General features: G+C 40.0%; 19 protein-coding genes and 1 pseudogene. 18 read left to right on the forward strand and 2 right to left on the reverse strand.

Annotation, left to right across the window (positions count from 1 at the left end):
• Nucleotides 1-188 precede the first annotated feature (188 nt).
• A pseudogene (locus B4F91_RS03040) lies at nucleotides 189-1,459 on the reverse strand (amidohydrolase family protein).
• Nucleotides 1,460-1,611: 152 nt separating this feature from the next.
• Here B4F91_RS03040 and B4F91_RS03045 point away from each other — a divergent pair.
• The 17 genes from B4F91_RS03045 (at nucleotide 1,612) to asd (ending at nucleotide 22,297) form a co-directional block, all read left to right on the forward strand.
• Complete coding sequence (locus B4F91_RS03045) at nucleotides 1,612-3,453, forward strand: DUF885 domain-containing protein (RefSeq protein WP_286938418.1); 1,842 nt, start codon at nucleotides 1,612-1,614, stop codon at nucleotides 3,451-3,453.
• Between the two features lie 95 nt (nucleotides 3,454-3,548).
• Nucleotides 3,549-4,061 carry a YcgN family cysteine cluster protein gene (locus B4F91_RS03050; RefSeq protein ID WP_024031710.1) on the forward strand — a complete coding sequence of 171 codons (513 nt, stop codon included), beginning with the start codon at nucleotides 3,549-3,551 and terminating at the stop codon, nucleotides 4,059-4,061.
• Nucleotides 4,061-4,573, forward strand: coding sequence for an RNA methyltransferase (locus tag B4F91_RS03055; RefSeq protein WP_286938416.1), 513 nt, complete (start codon nucleotides 4,061-4,063; stop codon nucleotides 4,571-4,573). Before B4F91_RS03050 ends, B4F91_RS03055 begins: the two co-directional genes overlap by 1 nt.
• Nucleotides 4,574-4,663: 90 nt before the next feature.
• The gene (locus B4F91_RS03060) at nucleotides 4,664-5,551 is read left to right on the forward strand and encodes a substrate-binding periplasmic protein (RefSeq protein ID WP_286938413.1); all 888 of its coding nucleotides are present in this window, start codon (nucleotides 4,664-4,666) and stop codon (nucleotides 5,549-5,551) included.
• Between the two features lie 84 nt (nucleotides 5,552-5,635).
• The gene (locus B4F91_RS03065) at nucleotides 5,636-6,889 is read left to right on the forward strand and encodes a sugar MFS transporter (protein ID WP_004586349.1); all 1,254 of its coding nucleotides are present in this window, start codon (nucleotides 5,636-5,638) and stop codon (nucleotides 6,887-6,889) included.
• A gap of 245 nt (nucleotides 6,890-7,134) precedes the next feature.
• Nucleotides 7,135-9,024 (forward strand): methyl-accepting chemotaxis protein, encoded by a 1,890-nt coding sequence (locus B4F91_RS03070; RefSeq protein ID WP_288635370.1) that lies wholly within the window; start codon nucleotides 7,135-7,137, stop codon nucleotides 9,022-9,024.
• Nucleotides 9,025-9,027: 3 nt separating this feature from the next.
• Nucleotides 9,028-10,125, forward strand: a complete 1,098-nt coding sequence (locus B4F91_RS03075; protein WP_286936875.1) for a GGDEF domain-containing protein — start codon at nucleotides 9,028-9,030, stop codon at nucleotides 10,123-10,125.
• Nucleotides 10,122-10,736, forward strand: a complete 615-nt coding sequence (locus B4F91_RS03080; RefSeq protein ID WP_286936873.1) for a DsbA family protein — start codon at nucleotides 10,122-10,124, stop codon at nucleotides 10,734-10,736. Before B4F91_RS03075 ends, B4F91_RS03080 begins: the two co-directional genes overlap by 4 nt.
• A gap of 232 nt (nucleotides 10,737-10,968) precedes the next feature.
• Nucleotides 10,969-11,721: a DUF3450 domain-containing protein gene (locus tag B4F91_RS03085; protein ID WP_004586345.1), complete on the forward strand. Its 753-nt coding sequence runs from the start codon at nucleotides 10,969-10,971 to the stop codon at nucleotides 11,719-11,721.
• Between the two features lie 10 nt (nucleotides 11,722-11,731).
• Complete coding sequence (locus tag B4F91_RS03090; RefSeq protein ID WP_024031703.1) at nucleotides 11,732-13,099, forward strand: MotA/TolQ/ExbB proton channel family protein; 1,368 nt, start codon at nucleotides 11,732-11,734, stop codon at nucleotides 13,097-13,099.
• 3 nt (nucleotides 13,100-13,102) lie between these two features.
• Entirely contained in the window at nucleotides 13,103-13,630 is a 528-nt protein-coding gene (locus B4F91_RS03095) for a MotA/TolQ/ExbB proton channel family protein (RefSeq protein WP_029772985.1), read from the forward strand.
• A 51-nt stretch (nucleotides 13,631-13,681) separates the two neighbouring features.
• Nucleotides 13,682-14,095 (forward strand): ExbD/TolR family protein, encoded by a 414-nt coding sequence (locus B4F91_RS03100; RefSeq protein WP_004586342.1) that lies wholly within the window; start codon nucleotides 13,682-13,684, stop codon nucleotides 14,093-14,095.
• A gap of 12 nt (nucleotides 14,096-14,107) precedes the next feature.
• A complete protein-coding gene (locus B4F91_RS03105) occupies nucleotides 14,108-14,713 on the forward strand; it encodes an energy transducer TonB (RefSeq protein ID WP_029772986.1) in 606 nt (201 codons plus the stop codon).
• Nucleotides 14,714-14,746: 33 nt separating this feature from the next.
• Entirely contained in the window at nucleotides 14,747-16,075 is a 1,329-nt protein-coding gene (locus tag B4F91_RS03110) for a CDC27 family protein (protein WP_286936866.1), read from the forward strand.
• Nucleotides 16,076-16,375: 300 nt separating this feature from the next.
• Nucleotides 16,376-17,977 carry a hypothetical protein gene (locus B4F91_RS03115; RefSeq protein WP_004586339.1) on the forward strand — a complete coding sequence of 534 codons (1,602 nt, stop codon included), beginning with the start codon at nucleotides 16,376-16,378 and terminating at the stop codon, nucleotides 17,975-17,977.
• 95 nt (nucleotides 17,978-18,072) lie between these two features.
• Nucleotides 18,073-20,790: a TonB-dependent receptor plug domain-containing protein gene (locus B4F91_RS03120; RefSeq protein WP_174694626.1), complete on the forward strand. Its 2,718-nt coding sequence runs from the start codon at nucleotides 18,073-18,075 to the stop codon at nucleotides 20,788-20,790.
• 367 nt (nucleotides 20,791-21,157) lie between these two features.
• Entirely contained in the window at nucleotides 21,158-22,297 is a 1,140-nt protein-coding gene (asd, locus tag B4F91_RS03125) for an aspartate-semialdehyde dehydrogenase (RefSeq protein ID WP_039972138.1), read from the forward strand.
• A 69-nt stretch (nucleotides 22,298-22,366) separates the two neighbouring features.
• Here the strand turns inward: asd and B4F91_RS03130 are convergent, their stop codons facing one another.
• A complete protein-coding gene (locus B4F91_RS03130; protein WP_235207499.1) occupies nucleotides 22,367-23,161 on the reverse strand; it encodes a GGDEF domain-containing protein in 795 nt (264 codons plus the stop codon).
• Between the two features lie 635 nt (nucleotides 23,162-23,796).
• Between B4F91_RS03130 and B4F91_RS03135 the strand changes: the two genes are divergently transcribed.
• On the forward strand, nucleotides 23,797-24,912 hold the full coding sequence (locus B4F91_RS03135) for a DUF748 domain-containing protein (RefSeq protein WP_288635371.1): 1,116 nt from the start codon (nucleotides 23,797-23,799) through the stop codon (nucleotides 24,910-24,912).
• The last annotated feature ends 9 nt before the right edge of the window (nucleotides 24,913-24,921 follow it).

Raw genomic sequence — 24,921 nt, forward strand, 5'->3', positions numbered from 1 at the left:
ATAAAGTTTGCGAATAGTAATAGTTATTATTCGTTAAGTGAATAAAAAATTCTAAAAAAGTGAAATTAATTGCGTAGTAGGTGAGTTATTGTTCTAAAAAGTAAATTTAAGGTTAAATTAATGCGGTAAATAAAAAGCATGAAAGTGTAAGCTTTCATGCTTTTGTAAAATAATACATTAATTAGTGACTATTTTTTATAAACAACGCCTGCTTTCATAACAAAAGGAATGCGCTCAAGCACAGAGATATTTTTAAGTGGATTACCTTTTACGGCAATAATGTCGGCTGCAAACCCTGACTTTAGCTGACCCAGTTTATTATCCATTTTTAATAGCTTTGCACTGTTAATGGTGGCAGCTTGTATTGCTTGTAATTCGCTCATGCCAAATTTAACCATACGGCTAAATTGTTTTGCATTATCGCCATGAGGGTAAATAGCAGCATCGGTACCAAATACCATATTTACACCGGCTTTTACTGCGCGGTTAAAGCTGTCGCGCTGCTTTTTAGACACTTGGCGTTCTTTATTGAGGTTTTCTTCATCTACCCCATTTTGCTCACCAAAACTCAGTGTGTATTCTGTATTATAAATGTCCATTGATAACCACGTGCCATGTTTTTTAGCAAGTGCGATGGCTTCATCATCTAAAAAGCTGGCATGTTCAATACTATCTACGCCGGCTTTTATAGCTGTTTTAATACCACTTGTGCCATGTGCATGAGCGGCTACAGGTAAATCACGCATGTGGGCTTCATCTACAATGGCTTTCATTTCTTCAAATGAATACTGCTGTACACCCACTTTTGTCCCTTTAGAAAAAACGCCCCCCGTGGCGCAAAACTTAATGGCATTAGCGCCATACTTTATGTTTTCTCGTACTTTTACACGTGCAGCCCATGGGCCATCGGCTACCCCTGTTGAAGTGTATTTTAGCTCTGGTGGTAAACGGTTATTATCGCAATGTCCGCCTGTGATCCCAAGCGAAGGGCCAGCTGCCCAAATACGCGGGCCTACAATATCTCCGGCGTTAATACCATCACGCACTGCAATCACGCTATAGCCCTCGGCCCCTACATTTCTGAGGGTTGTAAAACCAGCAAGTAATGTTTTTTTAGCAAAGTGCGCGGCTTTAATGGCCATGCGCGGTACCGACTGACTTAAACGCTCACTTCGAGATACCGTAGGGTCGCTGGTCAAATGTACATGCATATCCATAAGGCCCGGCATTAAAGTGAGCTCGGGTAAATCAATATGCTGATCGTTTTTGCTCATGCTCGGCTTTTTGTTTTGTGCAACGTTAGTGATCACCCCATTATCAATGGTGATCAGCGGCGATTGAATAACCTCGCCAGTTGTACATCTACCATGGCTTTAGCAGATATATAAGTAAGGGCTTGCGCGTTAAAGCTTCCTAAACACATAAGTGCAACGGAGGCACTGAGTAGCTTTTTTTTCATTGTTTTTTCTTCTGGTGGCGGTTTAATTAATTGAAATGTAACAACCTAATATAAAAGTGTAAATATAATAGGTTAATCGCCACTTATCGTAATTTCTTTATTAACGCAGGTTAAGTGCGCATAATCGGCTGACGATACTAAAAAGGATTACCATGAAATCAATTAAATTAGCCTTAGTTGCCAGTGGCGTTATGTTTGCTTTAAGTGGCTGTATGAACACACAAACCAGTAATAACACTGGCAATAGTGCACAGCTAAACACGTCAAGCGCACCTGCGGCTATTGTTTCAGAGCTCTCTTATGAGCAGCAATTAGATGTACTTGTAGCACAGTACTACAACGAGTTACTCAGCTTTAAACCTATTAATGCAACTTATAGTGGTCGCAGTGAATTTAATGATAAGTTTACCCCCGCTATTACCCAAAAGAATAGGGCAAAAAAAGCCGCGTTTTACAAAAAGTATCAACAACGTTTAACACTTATTGATAAGTCGCAGTTAACAGGGCAAGCGTTACTCAGCTATGAAATATTACAAAGAGACCTAGCACTTAATTTAGAGGGAATGCAATTTCCAAGCTATATGCTGCCTATTAACCAAATGGCGGGAGCGCATAATACCTTTGCAGGTTTTGGCTCGGGGCAAAGTGCGCAGCCATTTAATACCGTAGAAGATTACAATCATTTTATAAAACGAAGCGAAGGCTTTATTTCCTGGCTCAGCAGTGTAGAGTGCGCGATGGCGAAAGGGATTAAAGCGGGCATTACCTTACCAAAACCATTAGCTAAAAAGCTTCAGCCACAATTTGCTGCGCATGTGGTTAAAAATGCAGAGGATTCGTTATTTTGGGGGCCAATTAAAAACTTACCAGCCTCATTTACTGCACAGCAAAAGCAGCAAATAACGGCGCAATATAAAGCACTTATTATGCAGCAATTAGTGCCTGCATATAAAAGTATGAGCGACTTTTTAGCCAATCAATACATTCCTCAAAGCCGAGAAACGGTAGGTTATAGTGACTTGCCTAATGGTAAAGCTTGGTATGAATATCAAATTAAAAAAAATACCACGTTGAGCCTTTCTGCAGATGAAATACATGAGATTGGTTTAAGTGAAGTTTCGCGTATTTTAAGTCAGATGAAAAAAGTAAAACACGAGGTAAGTTTTAACGGCACCTTGGATGAATTTTTTCAGCACTTACGTGATTCGGACCAATTTTATTACGATACGCCAGAGGCATTAATTGCAGCATATGAAGATATAAAACAAAAAATAGATGCGCGCGTCCCTTTATTGTTCGATGTTGCGCCTAAAGCCCCTTATGTTGTAAAAGCGGTTGAACCTTATCGAGCTCAATCTGCAGCGGGTGCATCTTATGCAGCGCCGGCACCTGATGGCTCTCGACCAGGTATTTTTTACATCAATACTTATAACTTAAAAGCGCAGCCAAAATTTTTATTAGAAACACTCTCTATACACGAAGCCGCGCCAGGCCATCACTTTCAAATTGCTTTACAGCAAGAAATAGATGGCCTTCCAGATTTTAGAAAATTTGGCGGCTACACGGTATTTGCAGAGGGCTGGGCGTTGTACGCAGAAAGCCTAGGAAAAGAGCTGGGTTTATTTACCGACCCTTATATGTGGTACGGGCGTTTGGCCGATGAGCAACTTAGAGCAATGCGCTTAGTGCTTGATACAGGCTTTCATGCAAAAGGCTGGACTCGACAGCAAGGTATCGATTACATGCTGGCCAATTCGTCAATGGCTAAAAGCGATGTGATAGCAGAAGTTGAGCGTTATATTGCATGGCCTGGCCAAGCACTGTCGTACAAATTGGGGCAATTTAAAATTCAACAATTACGTGACTACTCTAAAAAAGAGTTAGGTGATAAGTTTGATATTAAAGCGTTTCATACGCAAATATTGATTGATGGTGCCTTGCCGATGCCTATTTTAGAGGAAAAAATTAAACGTTGGGTTGCTGCCAGTAAATAGCAAAATGCACAAAGCCTGTACAAATAAAGGCACGGGCTTTGCGCACGCTGTAGCAATACGTTAGAATGCGCGCTCTTTAGGGGCGCGAGTAAATTATGTTTGATCAAGAGTTAGCAAATACACAGTTTTGGCTTAAAAAAAGCTTAGCCGATATGAACCAAAACGAATGGGAAGCGATTTGTGATGGTTGCGGAAAATGCTGTTTAAATACCTTTATTGACAGTGAAGATGAAGACGAATTTACCGCCACCGACCAACTACGTGAAGGCGAAGAGCTTATTTTCACCAACATTGTTTGCCAATACCTTGATAACAATACCTGTGGTTGTAGCGAATACGAAAACCGCCAAACGCTTGTCCCTTCTTGCGTTAAACTAACCAAAGCCAACCTTAAAGATATCTTTTTTATGCCGCAAAGCTGTAGTTATCGCCGTCTTCATGAGGGGCGAGGTTTAGCCTCTTGGCATCCGCTATTAAATCAGGGTGACAAAACCCAAATGCATGCGCTTGGTATTTCTGTTAAAGATAAAACCGTAAAAGACTGTGACGTAAAGCTGGATGACTTTGATTTATACATTGCTGAGTGGCCAACAAAGGATTGCGACTAATGAGCGAGCTTAAGGCTGTAATAGGTTTAATTAACCCAAAAAGCCCGACAAATGTTGGCGGCGTTTTACGTGCCGCGGGTTGCTATGACGCTAAACAAGTATTTTTTACCGGTAGTCGCTACTTAAATGCTAAAAAGTTTCATACCGATACTAAAAATGTTGTTGAGCGTATTGCACTTACCGGCACTGATAACTTACTCAGTGTAAAACCTGAAGGTGCAAAGGTTGTGGTTATTGAGCTGATTGAAGGCGCCACGGCGTTACCTGATTTTAAACACCCTGAAAACGCATTTTATGTATTTGGGCCAGAAGACGGCTCAGTATCAAAAGAAGTTTTAAAATGGTGCGATGAAGTGGTTTACGTACCTACAATTGGTTGTATGAACCTTGCGGCCACCTGCAATGTGGTACTTTACGACCGTTTAGCCAAACTTGGCGGGGTGGAGAGCAGCGACTCAACTATTATTAATTCTCGTGATACCAATAATAAAATGAAGTGGGTAAAAGCTTAAGCAGCCACAGCTGTAATTTTAATTAAAATTTCTTTTACTTTATGTACTAAGTTCTACACTTTAGGAACATATTGTAAATGAAATTTAATTATGCGTTTATTTTTAATCCTCATACTCTTTTCATCTTATTGTTTTGCTGAGGTTCCTGTGACCTACATGCAAGATGATACTCGTCACACTGTAATAGGTGAGCGCTATAAATCGGGTTACCTATTTAGCGCGCCTAACAGTAAAGGCACTATCCATGTGGTAACCGAAGATTGGCCGCCTTACATTGGGAACAAACTTTGTAACAAAGGGTGGGTATACCAATTTGCGGTATCTACATTTAACAGTGCTGGCTATAATATTTATATTGAATTTGTACCCTGGGCTAGAGCTGTCAGAGCCGTTGAACTAGGCACAGCGGATATTTTATTGCCAGAGTACTTTATTGAAGATACAGCCCCTTCTGATTACGTACCAAACCATACTCGTCGAAAATTACTTGGCCTTTCAAATTCGTTTTCGGGCGGCAATATCGGTTTTTTAAAACGCAAAGGCGAGCCCGACAGGTTTAATGGCAATTTAAAGTCGCTTAAAGGCTCGCGTATTGGTGTTGTAAGAGGGTATCAAAATACCCCTGAGTTTGATGCCATGATGGATAACAACGAATTTATCATCATTAATGCCGTTGATGATTTACAGCTGGTAAAGTTACTTGCGGCAAAGCGTGTAGATTTAATTATAGGCGACCCCGCTGTGTTACTTTACTCGGTAAAATATGCCGCTTTACCCGATAGCGAAAAACAGACCCTACTTAGTGCTATTGAACCAGAAAGCAAGGCAATTCAATATAACCCTTTATATTTTGCGATTAGTAAAAAAACACCAAACTGGCTCACTGTATTAGAAGATATTAATACTGCTTTATATAAATTTAAAAATAGCGGCGAAACCCAAAGGATGAAACAGGCTTTATTAAATGAATGTGATTAATTGTAACGTTCCAATTATTTTGTACTTATAATGTGTCGCAAACGTGTAAAATCATTTTCAACTTGTTAATGGAGTGAAAATGACGTGAGTGAAATAAATACCAATCAATCATTTGCGGTCAAAGAGCAACAAAATAAAAATTACCTGTTACCGCTGACTGCAATGACCACACTGTTTTTTTTATGGGGTTTTATTACCGTTTTAAACGACGTACTAATCCCTCGTCTGAAAGGCGTTTTTGACCTAACTTACTTTGAAGCAATGCTCGTACAGTTTTGCTTTTTTGGCGCCTATTTTATTGTCTCTATTCCTGCTGGAATTTTGGTTAAACAATTAGGTTATAAAAAAGGCATACTAACCGGCCTAGTGGTTGCCTCGATTGGCTGTATGTTGTTCTACCCTGCGGTAGTGGTGCATGAATACTGGTTGTTTTTAGGTGCTTTATTTGTACTGGCTGCTGGTGTAACTGTTTTGCAGGTTTCTGCGAACCCGTATGTTGCTGCTTTAGGGCCAGAAAAAACCGCCTCATCTAGGCTAAATTTAGCGCAAGCACTTAATGCCTTAGGGACAACAGTAGGCCCGTATGTTGGAGGTATCCTGTTTTTTGGTACCGCAGGTACATTAGCGGCAAGCGCTGCTTCTGCTGAATCTGTAAAAGTACCTTATTTAATGTTAGCAGCGGCCTTACTTATTATTGCTATCGTATTTGCCTTTATTAAACTTCCTGAAATAGAAGGCCATAAAGAAGAAAATAACCCGGTTAATGAAACTCGTTCACTAACACAGGCACCTCATTTAACAATGGGCGTATTTGCTATATTTTGTTATGTCGGTGGTGAAGTTGCTATAGGTAGTTTTTTAGTTAACTTTTTTGGCGAAGCACATATAGCTGGGCTGGAAGAGCACGCTGCTGCTGCACTGATCAGTTACTATTGGGGCGGAGCAATGGTTGGGCGCTTTATTGGCTCTGCTGCGCTACAAAAAATAGCGCCATCTAAAGCATTGGCATTTAATGCCTGTATGGTAATTGCCTTATTACTTGTGACTATATTTACGCAAGGCAATGTAGCCCTGTACGCGGTATTGGCCATTGGTTTATTTAACTCAATTATGTTCCCGACTATATTTTCTGTAGCGATAGAGCGCTTAGGCTCATTAACCAGTAAAGGCTCTGGTTGGTTGTGTTTGGCAATAGTAGGGGGTGCCTTGGTGCCTTTATTACAAGGTTACATTGCTGATGTTGTTAATATTCAGCAAAGCTTTTTTGTTCCGCTAGTATGTTATGTATTTATTGCTTGGTATGGCTTAAACGTGGTTCGTTTAGCTAAAAAGTGGTAAATACTCCCCGATGAAAGAGCGACTGAATACGTATTCAGTCGCTTTTTTATTACTATTTTATAGGAACGTTCCAAATGCGGGTTTGTTTTTTAAAAAGCAGTGGTGTTACAACTGTATAGTGAATAGAGGTGGTTCTTTATTCTTATTTTAAGTACATAACCTGCTTATCTACCTCATTAACGACGACATACCTTTAAATTTTTGCTAAAAATATAATTAATAACAAAAAATAAAAAAGGGCAGTCATGCTTAACTCACTTAAATTCACCTCAAAAGTGACTATTGCAGCATCTATGGTACTGGTTATTGTACTGGGTTTATTTGCTATAAATAATTACATCGCCATGCGAAACCAAACGCAACAGCAGCTCGATTTAGTCCTTAAGCAAAATTCAGAATCTACCTCACAAAACATTGCAAGCTGGCTTAACGCTAAACTCACCATAGTAAAATCGATTGCACAAACTCACAAAAACAGTGATCAAAAACAGTTAACCCTTGCCCAGCTTAATACTGCTAAATACGCTGGTGGCTTTAAAAACACGTATATAGGTAAACCAAGTGGTTTATTTATACTTAACGATCAAAGCATTGTGTTACCTTCTGATTTTGATGCCACCTCGCGCCCTTGGTATAAGTTAGTTGAAAATAAAAGCTATACCGCATTTACCACCCCGTATATTGATGTAACCACCAACGAGCTGACTATATCTGCCGTTGTGCCCATTCAAAGCAATGGCCGCTTTAGTGGCGTAGCGGGTGCAGATATAGACATGCACACAGTGACTGAAATAATTAACGATATTGATTTTTTAGGGTTAGGGTATGCTTTTTTAGTAGATAAAAATGGCCAAGTGCTGAGCCACCCTAATAGCGAACTTAATTTAAAAAACACCGCCGAATTATTTGGCCAACCTACCGCACTTAATAGCGAATTTACACAATATGATATAGCGGGTGAGCCGCAGTTGATATCGTTTACTAAAATACGTGGCATAGATAATGTTGACTGGTATTTAGGTGTCGTTATTAATAAAAACCAAGCCTATGCAGAGGTGTCTCGCTTTGGTGTTAACGCGCTTATTTACATGTTAGTGGGAATTGTTGCCATTATTGTGTTTATGCAATTTTTACTGCGTTACTTAATGCAACCTATGGCGCGCCTAAATGATGCACTAGAAGATATTGCAAAAGGCGAAGGCGATTTAACCAAACGTTTAAAGGTTGAAAACAATGATGAGTTTGGCCAAATTAGTCACTCGTTTAACATTTTTATTGAAAAAATTCAGCACTCTATAGAACACGTTAAATTAACGACTGAACAACTCGATAGCGTAATAGCCAGCGTGGTGTCGCAGACACATTCTTCACTAGCCATGCACCATGACCAAACAAAACGTACTGATAGTGTGGCCATGGCGGTTAATAATTTTTCACAATCGGCTATGGCTATTGCTAATAACGCCAGTGACGCTTCTGTAATTGCTAAAAATGCAGATGAGCATTCAACACAAAACCAGCAAACCTTATTGCACAGCGTTAATAGTATTCATCAGTTATCAGCCAATATGGAACAAGCGCAACACACTATTAATAGCCTTAACGCGCATACAATTAGTATTGGGCAAGTGCTTGAGGTGATTAAAGGTGTGAGCGAGCAAACCAACTTACTTGCTTTAAATGCGGCAATTGAAGCTGCAAGAGCAGGCGAAGCTGGGCGCGGTTTTGCTGTTGTGGCTGATGAGGTACGCCAGTTAGCTCATCGAACTCAGCAATCAACCCAAGAGATTGAAGATACCGTAGGGCAATTACAAAGAGGCTCAAACCAAGCGGTAGAACTGATGAAAACAAGCATTCAAGACAGTGAAAAAAGCGTAGAGCACGCTGAAGGTGTGAGCGTGTTAATGGGCCAAATAATAGAGTCAATAAAACAAATTAGCATTGCTAATCATAGTGTTGCCAATGCCACTGTTGAGCAAAACGACCTTGTTAAAGTGCTCGACGCAGACATTACAAGCATGAGTGAGTTATCGGTACAAAGCCAAGAAAATTTAAAAAACACCCTCAATGAATGTACTAAACTTAAACAACAATTTAGTGATTTAGAGCAAATGGTTCAAAAGTTTAGAGTTTAAAATATGCCAAAAAAATCGGTTACAGGACAAAGTTGGTTAAGCCTTATTAACATAGATAAGGTGTATAGCTCGGATAAACAGCGCCAAGCATTTTCACTATTCACCATGATAGCCATTGCTATTATTGTTATCTCTATGTTGGTGGTGTTTAACTACACGGTGTATTCGCCTATTCTTACCACGTCGTTAATAGCGGTTAATATTACCCTTATTAGCGGCACTTTTTATTTTATAAAAACAGCCAAGCTCGAAATGGTTGCACTTATAAGTATGTGTATAGTGTTTATTATGTGTGTGGCCCTTACGTATACAGGCGGAAAAGAAAATACCGCGCTTTATTGGCTAATGTTTTACCCAGTAGTGTGTTTTGCCTCTTTAGGTGTAAAGCATGGCTGCAGGCTTGGCTTAGGCTTATTATTGTGCTGCAGTGTTATTTTATACGGGCCTGATTTTGGCCAAGTTAACTATGGCGGTATTGAAAAGTCTCGGTTTTTAGCCTCTTTTACACTGGTGTTTATTTTTTCGTTTATAGGTGAATATTTCAGGCATAAAAGTCACCTGGCAATTGCTGATATAACCCTTGCGCAAACGCAAGATGCCTATACAGATCAGTTAACGGGTGGCGCGAACAGGCGTTTCATCACCGCTCACTTTTTAAAATTAGCCGCTAAAACGCCCGAAAACTACCTGCCGTTTTCTATTTTATTACTTGATTTAGATTATTTTAAACGACTAAACGACACCTATGGTCATGATTTTGGCGATACAGTGTTGATAGAATTTACCAAATTACTTGATTCACAATTTCCAAACTCCGCAGTTAAAGCCCGTTATGGAGGCGAAGAGTTTGTGGTGATTTTACCTAAAGAAACAGCCCCAGTGGCTACAAAATTAGCCGATGATTTTAGACAATGTGTCGCAAAACAAGCTATTTTAACCAGCGATAATAAACGGGTATTTATTACCTGTAGTATTGGTGTGGCACAGGTTGATAATGTGGATCATTACACCCGTGCACTTAAACAAGCAGACGAATACCTGTACCTAGCTAAAGAGCAAGGGCGTAACAAAGTTGTATCAAATCACACAGGAACACTATGACTCAAACTAAACTTATATATATACACGACCCTATGTGCAGTTGGTGCTGGGGATATAAACCGACGTGGTTAAAACTAAAAGCCGCATTAGCTTCGCAGCTGACTATAGAATACAAAGTAGGGGGGCTTGCTCCAGATAGCCAAGAGCCCATGCCAGAAAATATGCGCGCTATGCTCCAAAGCACGTGGCATAAAATTAGTGCGATGTTGGGCACACAGTTTAATTTTGATTTTTGGCAGGTTTGTCAGCCAAGGCGCTCTACTTACCCAGCCTGCAGAGCGGCGATTATTGCCAGAGCTCATAATAAAGAGCCACAAATGATAGAGGCAATTCAACATGCTTATTATTTACATGCTCAAAATCCATCTGATGAAAGTACTCTAATTACCTTAGCTGAAAAAATAGGCCTAGGTAAACAACAGTTTACCGAGGAACTTTGCTCTGAGGCTTTGAATCAAAAATTACATGAGGAGTTAGCATTTAGTGCAAGCTTGCCAATACAAGGCTTTCCCTCGTTAGTATTAATAACTGATAATAAAGCTATTGCAATTAAAATAAATTACACCGATCACCAGCAAACACTAAACACAATTAACGCTTTATTAGCTTAACAACTAGCCAAAATGCGTGTATTTGCTGCTTTAATACACGCTTTGCATATAAACACTTCGATATAAGACGCAAATGTTACAGCTGTAACAAAATAGACTTTTTTGCGCAACATGCCTGTCATTATTCATCTATACAATTTCACTCATTGAAAATCTTTAGCCTAAAACAAGTCAGTTTAGGCTAAAACAACAAACTAGCAAATCCGCTAATTAACGAGTAAAGGTGTATGCGATGAAAGGCGTTAAACCATTGATCTTAGCTGGTATTGTAGCAGCAAGTGCTGCAGTACATGCCAATGATTTAGAAAAGGTTATCGATAAAAGCAGTGAAATAAATAAATCAGCTGCGCAATCACAAACAAAAATAGACAAGATTGCTGATTCAATGCAAGGACGTCTTCAACAGTTTAAAACCCTTAATAAAGAAATTGATGGTTTAACTGTTTATAACGCGCAATTAACTAAACAGTTAAATAACCAAATTGAAGAAATGGAGTCACTTAACCTTTCAATGGATCAGGTCTCTATTATTGAGCGTCAGATCACACCACTAATGCTGCGCATGATTGAAGGGCTTGAGCAATTTGTAGCACTTGATGTGCCATTTTTGCAAGAAGAGCGCACTAAGCGTATTAGCTCTTTAAACGCAATGATGGACCGTGCAGATATTAACTCAAGCGAAAAATTCCGCCGCGTATTAGAAGCATATCAAGTAGAAGTTGATTACGGACGCACTATTGAAGCCTACACCTCACTGCTAACGGTAGACGGTAAAGAGCGTGAAGTAGACTTTTTACGCATTGGCCGCTTAGAGCTTATTTATTTAACACGCGATGGTAAGCAAGCTGGTAGCTGGGATGAAGAAACAAAGTCGTTTGTTACTTTACCAGACTCAACAATTAGCCAAATCAACAAAGGTTTACGTATCGCACGTAAGCAACTTGCCCCAGATATGTTAACTCTGCCAGTACACGCAGCAGAATAAGAGGTTGAAGATGAAACTGTTTACTCAAATGACAAAAATGGCCCTTTTTGCTGCAAGCCTAAGCTTTGCAGGCGCAAGTGTGGCAGCTGAGCCTATGGACTTAGACTCACTATTAAAAACACTTGAAGAAGGCAAATCGGCTCAAAGCGCGCAAAACAAGCAACGCGAACAAGAATTTATGGCGCGCCAAAACGAACAAGTGCAAATGCTTAACAACACACAAGCAAAACGTAATCAAATGCTTGCTGAATCTGAGCGCTTAGAAACACAGTTTGAAGAAAACGAAATTAAACTTGCTAACTTAACAGATACACTGTCTAAACGAATGGGTTCTTTAAAAGAGCTATTTGGTGTGCTTCAGCAAGTTGCTGGTGATTCTAGCAATAAGTTCGCTACCTCTGTGGTATCAGCTGAAATTGCGGGTCGTAGCACATTTATGGATGAGCTAGCACAAAAAATGGGCTCTACTTCAAAGCTTGCCTCTATCGAAGATATTGAAAAAGTATGGTTTGAGTTACAACGCGAAATGACAGAGCAAGGTAAAGTAAGCCGCTTTACTACCGATGTAATTGTACAAGGTGGTGAAAAAGCACAGCAAGAAGTGGTACGTGTAGGTGCTTTTAACTTAATCTCTAACGGTAAATACCTAGAATTTAACCCAGTAACAAATACCTTAAGCGAGTTAAATCGCCAGCCTGTAGCACGTTTTACTGCAACTGCAGAAGAGTTACAAAATGCAAAAAATGGTATTGTGCAGTTTGCACTTGACCCAACGGGTGGCTCAATTTTAGGTTTATTAGTGCAAGCACCAGATACCGAAGAGCGCGTACACCAAGGTGGCACAGTCGGTTACGTTATTTTAGGTGTAGGTGTTATTGCTTTACTTATCTCACTTGAACGTTTTTTCTCATTACTGATTATGGGCGGTAAAATTCGTCGTCAACTTAAAGATGATGTAGCACGCGATGACAACCCACTTGGCCGCGTAATGAAAGTAAAAGATCAGTTCCCTGATGTTGCCCACGACACGTTAGAGCTTAAATTAAGCGAAGCTATTTTACGTGAAATGCCAAAAGTAACGCGTAATTTAACGCTTATTAAAATCATCTCGGTGGTGGCGCCGCTGCTAGGTTTACTAGGTACAGTAACCGGTATGATCAACACCTTCCAAGCAATTACATTATTTGGTACAGGTGACCCTAAACTAATGGCTGGTGGTATTTCGCAAGCATTGGTAACAACGGTGCTTGGCTTAGTTGTGGCAATTCCTACGGTATTTTTATACACCCTACTTAATACACGCGCTAAAAACATTTTGCTTACTATTCAAGAGCAAAGCGCAGGTATTATCGCACAGCGAAGCGAGAAGGGAGCATAAACCATGGTGCTATTGATTGACTCAATCAATGCTATCCGTGATTTTCTCGACACTGGTGGCCAAGTCCTCTTGGTCATCGGGGTGTTAATCTTCGCGATGTGGTTATTGATACTCGAGCGATTTATTTATTTTTTCAAAGGTTTTCGTAGTTACAAGCAAAACGTAAAAGCGCAGTGGAAAAACCGTGCAGAGCGCAATAGCTGGAATGCTGAGCAAATACGCCAGGCGATGATTTCACGTGCTTCAATGCGTTTAGACACCAACTTAGCACTGATAAATGTAATGGTTGCATTGTGTCCGCTACTTGGGCTGTTAGGCACAGTAACGGGAATGATTGAAGTATTTGATGTAATGGCAATTACCGGTACGGGTAGTGCGCGCTCTATGGCATCAGGTGTTTCTAAAGCAACTATTCCAACCATGGCAGGTATGGTTGGTGCACTTTCGGGTGTATTTGCCTCTACGTTCTTACAGCGCAGAGCCAAGCGCGAAGTTGAACTACTTGAAGACAGCATGGTTTTAGACCATTAAGTAACATTTTGATAAGCGGCTTATAGAGTCGCTCATCCTAGGAGAATAAAAATGAGAGCCCCGTTAGGAAACCTATTACAAGAAGACGAAGCAGAAGAAATTAACATGACCCCAATGTTAGACGTTGTATTTATCATGCTTATTTTCTTCATCGTTACCGCCTCGTTTGTTAAAGAAGCCGGTATTGATGTAAACCGCCCAGAAGCCGCAACAGCGGTTAAAAAAGAACGCGCTAATATTTTAGTGGCTATTTCTGATACAGGCGAGATTTGGATTAATAAACGTCAAATCGATGTACGTGCAGTGCAAGCCAATATCGAACGCTTAAAAGCAGAAAACCCACAAGGGAGCGTGGTTATTCAAGCTGATAAAAAAGCCACCACTGATATGTTAATTAAAGTAATGGATGCGTCGCGTGCTGCAGGTGCGTTTGATGTTTCAATTGCTGCACAAGATGCGTCTTAAGGGTTAGCCATGTTGCGATATTTAGTAGCATTAATAGTAGCGGGTGTAGTGACCTTTATGCTGTTTTTAGGCATGCAGGCACTGATCACCGGTGGTGAAGGTGCCATGTCGGAGCCAGTAAAAGGAAACGTTTTAGACTTTGTACGTTTGAAAAAAGAAGAAACAGTGCAAAAGAAAGAGCGTAAACCGCAAAAGCCACCTACACCAAAAGAGCCACCACCGCCTATGGAGTCGCCGCAAATGCAAAATAATGATGCAAACGCGGCCAGTAATAATTTTGATTTTGGTGCGGATGTAGGCAGCGACGTTGACCTAGCGGGTGGCTTAGCGCTTGAAACAAGTGATGGTGAATACCTACCCATTGTAAAAGTAGCTCCAGTTTATCCACGTCGTGCTTTGTCGCGTGGTATTGAAGGCTATGTAATTGTTGAATTTACAGTAACTAAGCAAGGTACTGTACGTGACCCGCAAGTAGTAAAAGCGGTCCCTGAGTCACTGTTTGATAGAGCAGCGATGGATGCCGCACTTAAATTTAAATATAAACCGCGCGTAGTAAATGGTGAAGCCGTTGAAGTGGCGGGTGTTCAAAACAAAATATCTTTCCAAATTAATGGTTAACTTATCTTAATTGGATGAAATAGCGAGGCGATTATGAAATTACTACCTACAGCTAAAAATTTAAAACTGGCATTATTTTGCACTGCCGCGATCAGTGCAAGTATTGTTGTGCCAAGTACACTAAGCCTTGTGCCGGGGCTAAACGTAGCAACTGCCCATGCAGAGCAAGAACAAAAAACAAAGCGTGTACCTGCACTGCGCGAAAAGGTTTATAGCCAGCTTGCTCGTGCGCAAAAGCTCGCTGACGATGGCGATGTAAAAGGCGGCCTTGAAGCACTTGATAGCATTCAAGAGCGAGCTTCAAGTATGAACTCGTACGAAATTGCGATGATGCATAACTTTTATGGCTTTATTTATTACAACGAAAATGATTTACCAAAAGCCATTGCCTCGTTTGAAAAAGTGGTAGCCGAAGAGGCTATTCCTGAATCATTACGTTTAAGTACCACGTTTAGCCTAGCGCAGCTTGCAATGGCCAACGGCGAGTATAAAAAAGTTATCGCGTTTTTAGATAAGTGGGATGAAATAAATACCAAACCTATTACAGAAGGGTATTACTTACTTAGAGCGCAAACTTACTACCAGTTAAAAGAATACCCAAAGGGGCTTGAGTACATTAATCAAGTTATTGCTCTTAGCGACAGCGAAGGTAAAACCCCTAAAGAAAACTGGCTGGTACTACAGCGCGCTATGTATTACTCACTTAATCAAACAGATAAAGTAGTGGCAGTGCTTGAGCGCATGGTTAAACTTTACAATAAACCAGAGTATTGGGTTCAGCTAGCTGGTATGTACGGAGAAACCGGCAAAGAGAAAGAGCAACTAGCAGTAATAGAAGCGGCGTATCAACAAGGCTTTTTAAAAACCAAGTCTGATTTAAGACAGTTATCGCAAACTTACCTTTATAACGGCCTGGCATACAAAGCAGCTAAAACAATGAGTGATGCGATAGAAAAAGGCATTGTAGAAAAATCAGCGAAAAACTATGCCTTTATTGCAGAGGCCATGATTCAAGCTAAAGAAGATGAAAAATCGATTAGCTACTTTGCAAAAGCGGCTGACCTATCAGAGCATGGTAAGTACGATCAACGCCTAGCAGAAGTGTTTGTTAACACTGAGCAATACGAAGAAGCGGCTGATGCTGCGCGTAAGGCGCTTGATAAAGGCGGCCTTGATTTTGAATCAAACGCTTACGTTGCGCTAGGTATGGCACAGTACAATATGCAAAATTTTGATGCGTCTATTTTAGCGTTTGAACAAGCCCAAAAGCATGATAAATCACAACGTTTAGCAAAGCAGTGGATTAAATATGTTAAGCGTGAAAAAGTGCATGCGCAAACACTTAAAGCCGCGTTACTTTAACTTTATACCCTAACGCTATTTTACAAATAAAGAAGCGTTTACCTATTTCATAATCGCAACACCAAAACCGCCTTAGGGCGGTTTTTTTCGTTGTTAAAACATTTAAGTTGTTGAATTTAAATTAATTACTATTGTCATCTTATGGTTACTAAACTGTAACTGCTTTGTCATATCTCTACAGTATCTTATTTGCATCCGATAACTCAGGTCACCTTAATGCATGAGTATCGTGCCTTAAAGTGACTTAAGTTTTTACTTAATGCACTAACAAAATAATTAAATACTTTAACGGAGTGAACAATGAAATTATCTGATTTATTTAAGGTCAGCCTAGTAGCAACTGCAATGACACTAGCTGGCTGTGGCGGCGATATCGAAATTACACCTACTGTAAACGATAACAGCTCGTCAACAGATAACAGTGTTAATAATTCAAACAATACAACTGGTTCAACAACTGAAGAAGAAGCTGTTTGTGCAAGCTACGAATCAGATGCAGGTACGGTAACAGGCGTAGTAAGTGGCATTGATTGTTTATACAACGACTCGTTTGCAAGCAAAACAATTTCTATCACAAGCAACATTACTTTCGCTGAGCTACCTGATGGCGGTGTTCACGTTTTTGAAGATGCATTACAAATTGGCGAAGACGGCAGCACAGTAGATGGCTTTGAAGTACCAGCAAATGGTCCAACAATGACTGTTGAACCAGGTGCCGTTTTAGCATTTGGCTCAGGTGAAGCAATTGTACGTATTGCACGTGGTGCAAAAATTCAAGCGGTAGGTACTGAAGAAAAGCCGGTTGTATTTACTTCTGCAAACGCGTTTGACCGTTTTGATACAGCAGGCGAAGGCGCACGCTACGCAGATTGGGGCGGTATCATTATTAATGGTAACGGCATTACTGACCAATGTACTGATGCAGAGCGTGACGGTGGTACGTGTAACGTAGCCTCTGAAGGTATAACAAGCTACTTTGGTGGTAACGATAATGCAGACTCTAGCGGTAATATTAAATGGGCTAAAATTTGGTACGCAGGTTCAGGCCCTCGCGTTGGTGGTGAAGGCGATGATTTGAATTCACTAACACTAAATGCAGTTGGCTCTGGTTCTGAGTTTGATTACCTACACATTCACCAAGGTTTTGATGACGGTATTGAAATTTTTGGTGGTGCTACAACGCTTAAACACGTAGCGGTAACAGATACACAAGATGATTCGTTTGACTTTGACGCAGGTTGGCAAGGTAAAGCTCAGTACTTATTTATTCAACACGGTACTGTGACACTAAATGACGGCACTGTTGTTAACATGGGTAACAATGGCTTTGAGTCTGATGGTGTTAAAGGTTCTTCTACCGAGCAAGTGTCTCCATCTAACCCAACGGTTGCCAATGTAACGGTTGTAACTACCGATGGTAACTCGGTACGTGATGACGACCCTTCACAAGCTTACAAGTTTGATGACCAATTTAATTCAAGCATTTACAACACTGTTATCGTTAAGCAAAACGCAACTAACACGCAATGTATTGAGTTCTCAGGCGACGGTGAAGCACAAGCAGATAAAATCTCATTCACAAGCTCTGTAATGGCGTGTTCTGCAAACTTTACTGATACAGATACGTTTGCAAGCGGCCCATTAGAAGGTCAAACAAAAACAGCGTGGTTTGAAAATGACGGTGCTAACCAAATCTTAACTGATGATGTTGCAGTACTTGCAGATAACGGTTTTGCAACGAACACAGCAGCTGCAGAAGTAACGGTTACTGCAACAGATTTAAGCACAAGTGATTCATTTTTTGAAAGCGTAAACTACATTGGTGCGGTATCGGATCAGGATACAGACTCTAGCTGGTATAAATGGGTTGAAGCGGCTGTTACAGCAGCAAATGCTGACTAAATAGCACACCATTATAACCTCTGATTAAAGGCGCCTTGTGGCTTGTTATTTAAGCGTCAGGCGCCTCTTTTGTATAACCTGATTAGGATTATCTCATGTCTAAAAAGCATAGACTCAATCAAATTACCTGGGCAATTGGTTTAGGTTTAGTCGCTCATTCGACTAGCTTAATTGCTGCACAAGCCGATGAACAGTTAACAAACGAACAAGAAATAGAAGAAGTTGTTGCTGTAGGTACGCGTTTACAAGGGAGCGCTGCGGCAGTTGTAGAAGAACGTAAAAACCAAGCCTTTGTTGCCGATATTTTAGGCTCTGAACAATTATCACGCACGGGCGACAGCGACGCAGCATCTGCGCTTCGTCGAGTAACAGGCTTAACGCTTGTTGATGGTAAGTTTATTTACGTTAGGGGCCTTGGTGAGCGTTACTCTAGTGCGCGTTTAAATGGCGCTTACATCCCAAGCCCAGATTTAACCCGTAACGTTATTCCTCTGGATATTTTCCCTGCAAGTATTATTGAAAGTATGGCTGTTCAAAAAGCTTACTCTCCAGACATGCCAGCAGCGTTTGGTGGCGGTAATATAGATATTAGAACTAAAACCGCACCGAGTGAATTTACAGCAGGCATAGAAGTGGGTGCAGGTTACGATACGGCATCAAGTGATGGCTTTACCTACAATCGTAACGAAAATGGCATTCCAAGTGAGTTATCACAGGCTATTTCAACATACCGTGGTGATTTTCGTATTGGCAATATTGTTAGTAGTGAAGGCTTTGAAGATGGCGATTTAACGCGTGCAGAACAAGCAACCGCTGTTAATAACGCACTTTTAAAGTCGCTTCCTCGCGATTATGAGTTAAAAGAAGAGTCGTTAGACCCGCGTTATAATATTAAAGCCCATTATGGTGATAGCTTTGAAGAGAGCTATTTTGGCGGCAAGGTTGGGTTTTTACTGGCAGGTGCTTACAAAAACGAATGGGATTTTGAAGAACGCTTTAGCTCAGTTATCACCCAAGATTTAGAAAACGAAGAAGGCAATGTTGATTGTACAATGTCGTTAGCGACCAGTGAAGATGTGAGTAACTCGTGTTACAACACAGTCAAAAATTCGCAAGTGACAACTGAAACCGAAAGTTATAACGGTTCATTAAGCTTGTCATACCGTTTAGGTACGCACAGTATTTCTGCTCAACAGCTTTACATTATTGATAATGAAGATGAGTCTGAAATTGCTATTTCGCAAAGTCCTGCGGGGAGTTCTACGTTTAGTATTGCGGGTGATGGGATTGCAAACCGTAATCATGAGTTTAATTACGAAGAACGCCAATTAAACATTACTCAAGTTATGGGCCAACATACCTTTTTAGATTATTTTGGTATTGGTGCCGATTGGCAGTACACCGAAGCTAAAGCAACGACTGATATACCTACCAGTGCCGATTTTGAGTTTCGTGACACTTATAATAGTGATGGCAGCTATGCCGGCTCAACTATTACAGGGGATGATAACCGTGTAATTATGTCATACACCAATATGGAAGAGCGTGTTAAATCGTACGGTGGTAACTTAACGCTGCCGCTTAGCTTTGAGTCTATGGAAGTTGAGTTTAAAGTGGGTTACGATTTTTCTGACAGAGCCCGAATATTTAATACCTCAAGCTTTGCTATAAACAATAGTGGTGGCTCAGGTATTTCAATAAACGACGGTAGCACTGATGCGCTTAATAATAGTGGCTTTTTAACTGACGACTTTATTGATAATAACGCTGTGTTAGTTGACTTTAATGAGCCAACAGCCCCTGATGCCGATGATTACATTGCTGCGCAAAAGGTGGATGCAGGTTATGCGTCTTTCGATGTGTTTTATGATCAATGGATAAGAATAAGCGGTGGTATTCGTTATGAAGAATTTAAACAATCTTCTATCGGTACATCGAGCCTTATTTTTGATGAAGACGATTTAAATACCTTTTACGATCCAGATAAAATTCAAGCAGGCTCTGTTATTACCGATGATTGGTATCCGGCACTGTCTGTTACCTATGTAGGTGGCGATGATTACCAGGTGCGCTTAGGTTATGGTGAAACAGTAGTTCGCCCTGATTTTCGTGAAGTAGTGCCTGTTACGTATTATGACCCTTTGACCGACATTAGAACGTTTGGTCGTACGGGGATTAAAAGTAGCCCAATTAAAAACTACGACTTACGTTATGAATATTACGGACAAGCCGGTAATTCATTTAGCGTAGCGGCGTTTTATAAAGATATTACAGCGCCAATTGAAACAGTTTTAAACATTGGTGATGAAGATTACTCAGCATCGTTTATAAATGGTGAAACAGCAGAAGTTTATGGTATTGAAGCTGAATGGCTACAAGACTTAACATTTGTAAGTGAAGGCCTATTTACTAGCGGTAATATCACATTAAGTGATTCTGAAGCGTCTATTGACCCAGCACTGGCGGGTACATTAACTAATCCTAAAAAACGTATGACAGGCCACTCTGAATATGTAGTTAATTTACAATTAAACTACGATTCGTTAGATGGCATGCACAGCAGTTCATTAGTTTATAACGTATTTGGTGAGCGAATTTTAGCAGCGGGTGTTGCTAATAGAGATGACGCGTATGAGCAGCCATTTCACTCACTTGATTTAGTTTATACTTATTACCCTGATTTTAATTCTAAGATTAAGTTTAAAGTTAAAAACTTACTCGATGAAGATCAAGAGGTAACACAATCAGACATTATAGTGCGCTCAAAAGAGCAAGGTGTAACGTTTGATTTAAGTTACAGCTACGAGTTTTAATTTTCTTCCCAAGGAAGGGGGATATAATAAAACCTAACTACCGATTAGCCCTGTATTTAATACAGGGCTTTTTTATGACTATGAAAAATATTTAAGTTTCGCTTTATTCACTAGTTTTAGGGCGCTTGGGGTGTTAGGTTAGCTTTATACTAATCAACTTAAATAACTAGTCATTCTAGTGTGCTCAATAAAGCGCGAACGGCGTTATAAATTTTTGATGCAGAACAGCTACATATAAAAATTTATGGCTTGTTATCTCGCTATTAATTTGCCGCTAGAAATGATTAATAACTTAATATGATTGGTTTTAATAAAAATTAATTCTCACGCAATGAATTTTAATTTTTAATGTATTAAGGCATCTTTTATGAATCAAACAGTGGAAAAAACAATGAAAAAAGTAGGATTGGTCGGTTGGCGTGGCATGGTTGGCTCTGTGTTATTAGAACGTATGCAACAGCAAAGTGATTTTGCACATATCGACACCACCTTTTTCACCACCTCACAAGCTGGGCAACTCGGCCCTGATATTGCTGGCGACGCAAAACCGTTATTAGATGCAAGTGATGTAAATGAACTTGCTAAAATGGATATTATTGTTACCTGTCAAGGTGGTGATTATACCAAAGCGGTTTACCCTAAATTACGCGAATCGGGTTGGGATGGTTACTGGATTGATGCAGCTTCTGCCCTTCGTATGGTTGATGACAGCATTATTGTACTTGACCCTGTAAATAAAGATGTCATTGAACAAGGTTTAGAGCAAGGCGTAAAAACTTTTGTAGGTGGTAACTGTACCGTATCGTTAATGCTACTTGCTTTAGGTGGTTTGTTTGAGCAAGACCTAATTGAGTGGGTAAGCCCAATGACTTACCAAGCGGCCTCTGGTGCCGGCGCTCGTAATATGAAAGAGCTTATAGCACAAATGGGCGCTATTCATTCAAGTGTTGCCGAGCAACTAGATAACCCAAGTTCAGCTATTTTAGAAATTGATAAAATAGTGAGCGAAAAAATGGCTTCAAGCGATTTACCACAAGACCAATTTGGTGTGCCGCTAGCCGGTAGCTTAATTCCTTGGATTGACGTACCAATGCCAAGTGGCCAGTCTAAAGAAGAGTGGAAAGCTCAGGTTGAAGCGAACAAAATTTTAGGCTCTTCTAAACAGCCTGTGCCAATTGATGGTTTATGTGTACGTATTGGTGCAATGCGTTGTCATAGCCAAGCAATGACCATTAAATTACGTGAAGACATTAGCGTAGAAAAAATTGAAGAAATTTTAGCTTCGCATAACGAGTGGGTTAAAGTTATCCCTAATGAGCGCGAAATTAGTGCAACTGACTTAACCCCAGTTAAAGTAACAGGTACTTTAAGTATTCCTGTTGGTCGTATTCGTAAATTAGCCATGGGTCCAAAATACATTAGCGCATTTACCGTGGGCGATCAGCTGTTATGGGGCGCTGCAGAGCCACTTCGTCGTATGCTTCGCATCATTGTAGACGGTGAATAATTTCTGTATTTAAAAGTGTATATTAAAAAGGGGTTAGCGTATTGCTAACCCCTTTTTTAATTATTTTAGTTAAGTGACATTGCATACTACTTTATTTTTTCCTTCGTGTTTTGCTATGTATAACGCTTTATCTGCTAAATCTATCGCTTTGTCTATTTGAATAGTTGCGCATTTAATGCCTATAACGCCAAAGCTTGCTGTAACATTTATAAATTGTTGTTTGTATTCAATGGGCTTGCTTGCAAGAGTAGTACGTAGAGTATCGGCAAATTGCTTTGCTTTTAGCTCTGAATCTCTGGCTATCAGTATTACAAATTCTTCTCCGCCTATACGGGCAAATATATCTTCTTTATTTAAACACGCTCTTACCCGTTTTGTTGCTTGGATTAGTACTTCATCTCCACCTGCATGGCCGTATTCATCATTTATATTTTTAAACGAGTCTATATCCCAATATATAAGCGATACGTGTTGTTCGCAGCTTAATTTATTTTCAAGCTTTTTTTGGCCAACGTCGTAAAAACCACGTCTGTTTATACATTGTGTGAGTACGTCGGTCATGGCGAGTTTTTGCATTTCTTGCGCTAAATCTGAGGCCATTATAAAAATAATAAATACAGCCATACCAACATGTGCAGTTGGGACTGTTATAAAATTAATGAGTGTATATAAATCTAAGTAAGCTTGGTTAACCTGGCTGCCTTGCATTAGTGCGATAGTGGCCGCAATAAATAAACATACGCCGCACAAAGTGTAAGTAATGGCAGCCCCAATTTCAGCGGGTAGCGACTTAGGTTTATGTTTTATTATAATGACGGCGTTTATTAGCAGCAGTAAAATATCGTAATAAATATATAAAGACATAAACAAACCAACATGAACGTTCACGGCTTTATAATAATAAACTGCAGCTAACGTAATCACGGCTAAAGCCAACAAATAATCGATTTTGATAGGGCTTCGGGCACGTATACTGTGTCCCCATGTTCCCAAAATAACAGACCCCATAGAAAAGCTAACAGCCAGTAGCCAATAGAAGGTTTCTGATTCGAAGTAGGGCCGCAATAATATTGTACCCCATTGACACGCAGAGCACATAAATGCGCAGGCCCAAAATAACGAATATGATTTTTTCCCTAACGTATACCACGCCATTAAAAATATAACTGACCAAACAATACTGGTTAGTAAAAGAGTAATTAAAATAAAAAAGACTGGGCTCATAGGTTATATGTTCTTGTGTTAGTTACTTTTTACTGTAGTTGAGGTTGCTTGGGAATTCGAGTAAAGCTATGTATTTAAAAATTCTATTTGTAAATATTTATGTATTGTGTGTACCCACAACTCCTATGAATTGCATTTTTTGGTATAGCTTTTGCTCGTACTAATCTATTACACCTTTATTCGCTCGGTTTTCGCTGTTTTGTGAGTACTTAATTCACTTATGCAGGTATTTTTTACTTATGCCGAGATGCTAAGCCTTCACATAAGGATAGATAATGGCTTCTACTTTTAAAAATACACGCAAAAAATGGTTTTATGCTTTAGTGGTTACAGCCTTGGGGTTAATTTTACTCAGAGCTTTAGCCCCTTATGCGGTTCAATATTATGTAAATCAGCAGCTTGAACAAACTCAAGGCATAACAGGGCATGTGGGTGATGTTGATTTGTACTTATACCGAGGCGCTTACGCTGTTGATGAGGTAGAAATTTACGCGGTAGATGCCACGCAGGTGCCTAAGCCGTTACTGTCTATAGATACACTTGATTTTTCGCTTGCGTGGTCTGCTTTATTAAACGGTAATTTTGTCACCAACATGGCTTTTACCCGCCCAGAAATTGTTATTTATGATAAAGACCCAACTACCGCTGAACAAAACCAACAGGTTAAAGATGAAACCACCTGGGTAGGCCTTGCTAATGATCTCGTGCCTTTTTCAATTGATACGCTACGTATAGATAATGGTAAAGTAACCTTAGTTAACGCCACCAGCGAAGGAGAACAGCCTACTTACGTATCAAATATAAACGCTAACATTAACAATATTACCAATGCACAAAACCTCTCTAAAACCTTAGTTACGAGTTTAAAAGTAGAAGTGCAGCTTATGGGCGAAGCTAAGCTGTCTTTAAATGGTAAATTAGACCCTTTTAGTGATGAAGCTAATTTTGATTTTAATGTTGAAGTGCAGCGTTTTTCGGTTAAAAATCTCGAAACTGTTTTTAAAGTGTATACCCCATTTGACATTGAAGCCGGCGGAATAGATGGCGCAATGGAATTGGCCGCTAACAATAATAACTTAAATGGATATGTAAAAGCGGGTGTGCACGATTTAAGTGTTTTTTCGTGGCGCGAAGATATTGAAAAAGATGATGACGGTCTATTTACCGCTATTTTTGAAGGCAGTATTGATTTACTCAGCTCGTTATTAGAAAACGACGAGTCAAAGCTGGTGGCTGCTCGGGTGCCCATAGATGGGCAGTTAGATAACGCTGATGTATCTACTTTTGAAGCCGTGGTTTCGGTATTAAAAAATGCGTTTTTTGAAGCATTTAAAATGAAGGTTGATAATGTTATTTCGTTTGAAAGCACGCAAGAACAACAAGGTGAGTAACTAAAAGCC

Source organism: Pseudoalteromonas sp. UBA6610, assembly GCF_002433295.1.
Lineage (GTDB): Bacteria > Pseudomonadota > Gammaproteobacteria > Enterobacterales > Alteromonadaceae > Pseudoalteromonas > Pseudoalteromonas atlantica.

Bases quoted from the DNA above. Each gene is read 5' to 3' on its own strand.
- B4F91_RS03075 (WP_286936875.1), top strand. From the start codon at position 9,028: ATGCCAAAAAAATCGGTTACAGGACAAAGTTGGTTAAGCCTTATTAAC.
- B4F91_RS03055 (WP_286938416.1), top strand. From the start codon at position 4,061: ATGAGCGAGCTTAAGGCTGTAATAGGTTTAATTAACCCAAAAAGCCCG.
- B4F91_RS03050 (WP_024031710.1), top strand. From the start codon at position 3,549: ATGTTTGATCAAGAGTTAGCAAATACACAGTTTTGGCTTAAAAAAAGC.
- B4F91_RS03070 (WP_288635370.1), top strand. From the start codon at position 7,135: ATGCTTAACTCACTTAAATTCACCTCAAAAGTGACTATTGCAGCATCT.
- B4F91_RS03130 (WP_235207499.1), bottom strand. From the start codon at position 23,161: ATGTCTTTATATATTTATTACGATATTTTACTGCTGCTAATAAACGCC.
- B4F91_RS03120 (WP_174694626.1), top strand. From the start codon at position 18,073: ATGTCTAAAAAGCATAGACTCAATCAAATTACCTGGGCAATTGGTTTA.
- B4F91_RS03045 (WP_286938418.1), top strand. From the start codon at position 1,612: ATGAAATCAATTAAATTAGCCTTAGTTGCCAGTGGCGTTATGTTTGCT.
- B4F91_RS03110 (WP_286936866.1), top strand. From the start codon at position 14,747: ATGAAATTACTACCTACAGCTAAAAATTTAAAACTGGCATTATTTTGC.
- B4F91_RS03060 (WP_286938413.1), top strand. From the start codon at position 4,664: ATGCGTTTATTTTTAATCCTCATACTCTTTTCATCTTATTGTTTTGCT.
- B4F91_RS03085 (WP_004586345.1), top strand. From the start codon at position 10,969: ATGAAAGGCGTTAAACCATTGATCTTAGCTGGTATTGTAGCAGCAAGT.
- B4F91_RS03135 (WP_288635371.1), top strand. From the start codon at position 23,797: ATGGCTTCTACTTTTAAAAATACACGCAAAAAATGGTTTTATGCTTTA.
- B4F91_RS03100 (WP_004586342.1), top strand. From the start codon at position 13,682: ATGAGAGCCCCGTTAGGAAACCTATTACAAGAAGACGAAGCAGAAGAA.
- asd (WP_039972138.1), top strand. From the start codon at position 21,158: ATGAATCAAACAGTGGAAAAAACAATGAAAAAAGTAGGATTGGTCGGT.
- B4F91_RS03115 (WP_004586339.1), top strand. From the start codon at position 16,376: ATGAAATTATCTGATTTATTTAAGGTCAGCCTAGTAGCAACTGCAATG.
- B4F91_RS03095 (WP_029772985.1), top strand. From the start codon at position 13,103: ATGGTGCTATTGATTGACTCAATCAATGCTATCCGTGATTTTCTCGAC.
- B4F91_RS03080 (WP_286936873.1), top strand. From the start codon at position 10,122: ATGACTCAAACTAAACTTATATATATACACGACCCTATGTGCAGTTGG.
- B4F91_RS03090 (WP_024031703.1), top strand. From the start codon at position 11,732: ATGAAACTGTTTACTCAAATGACAAAAATGGCCCTTTTTGCTGCAAGC.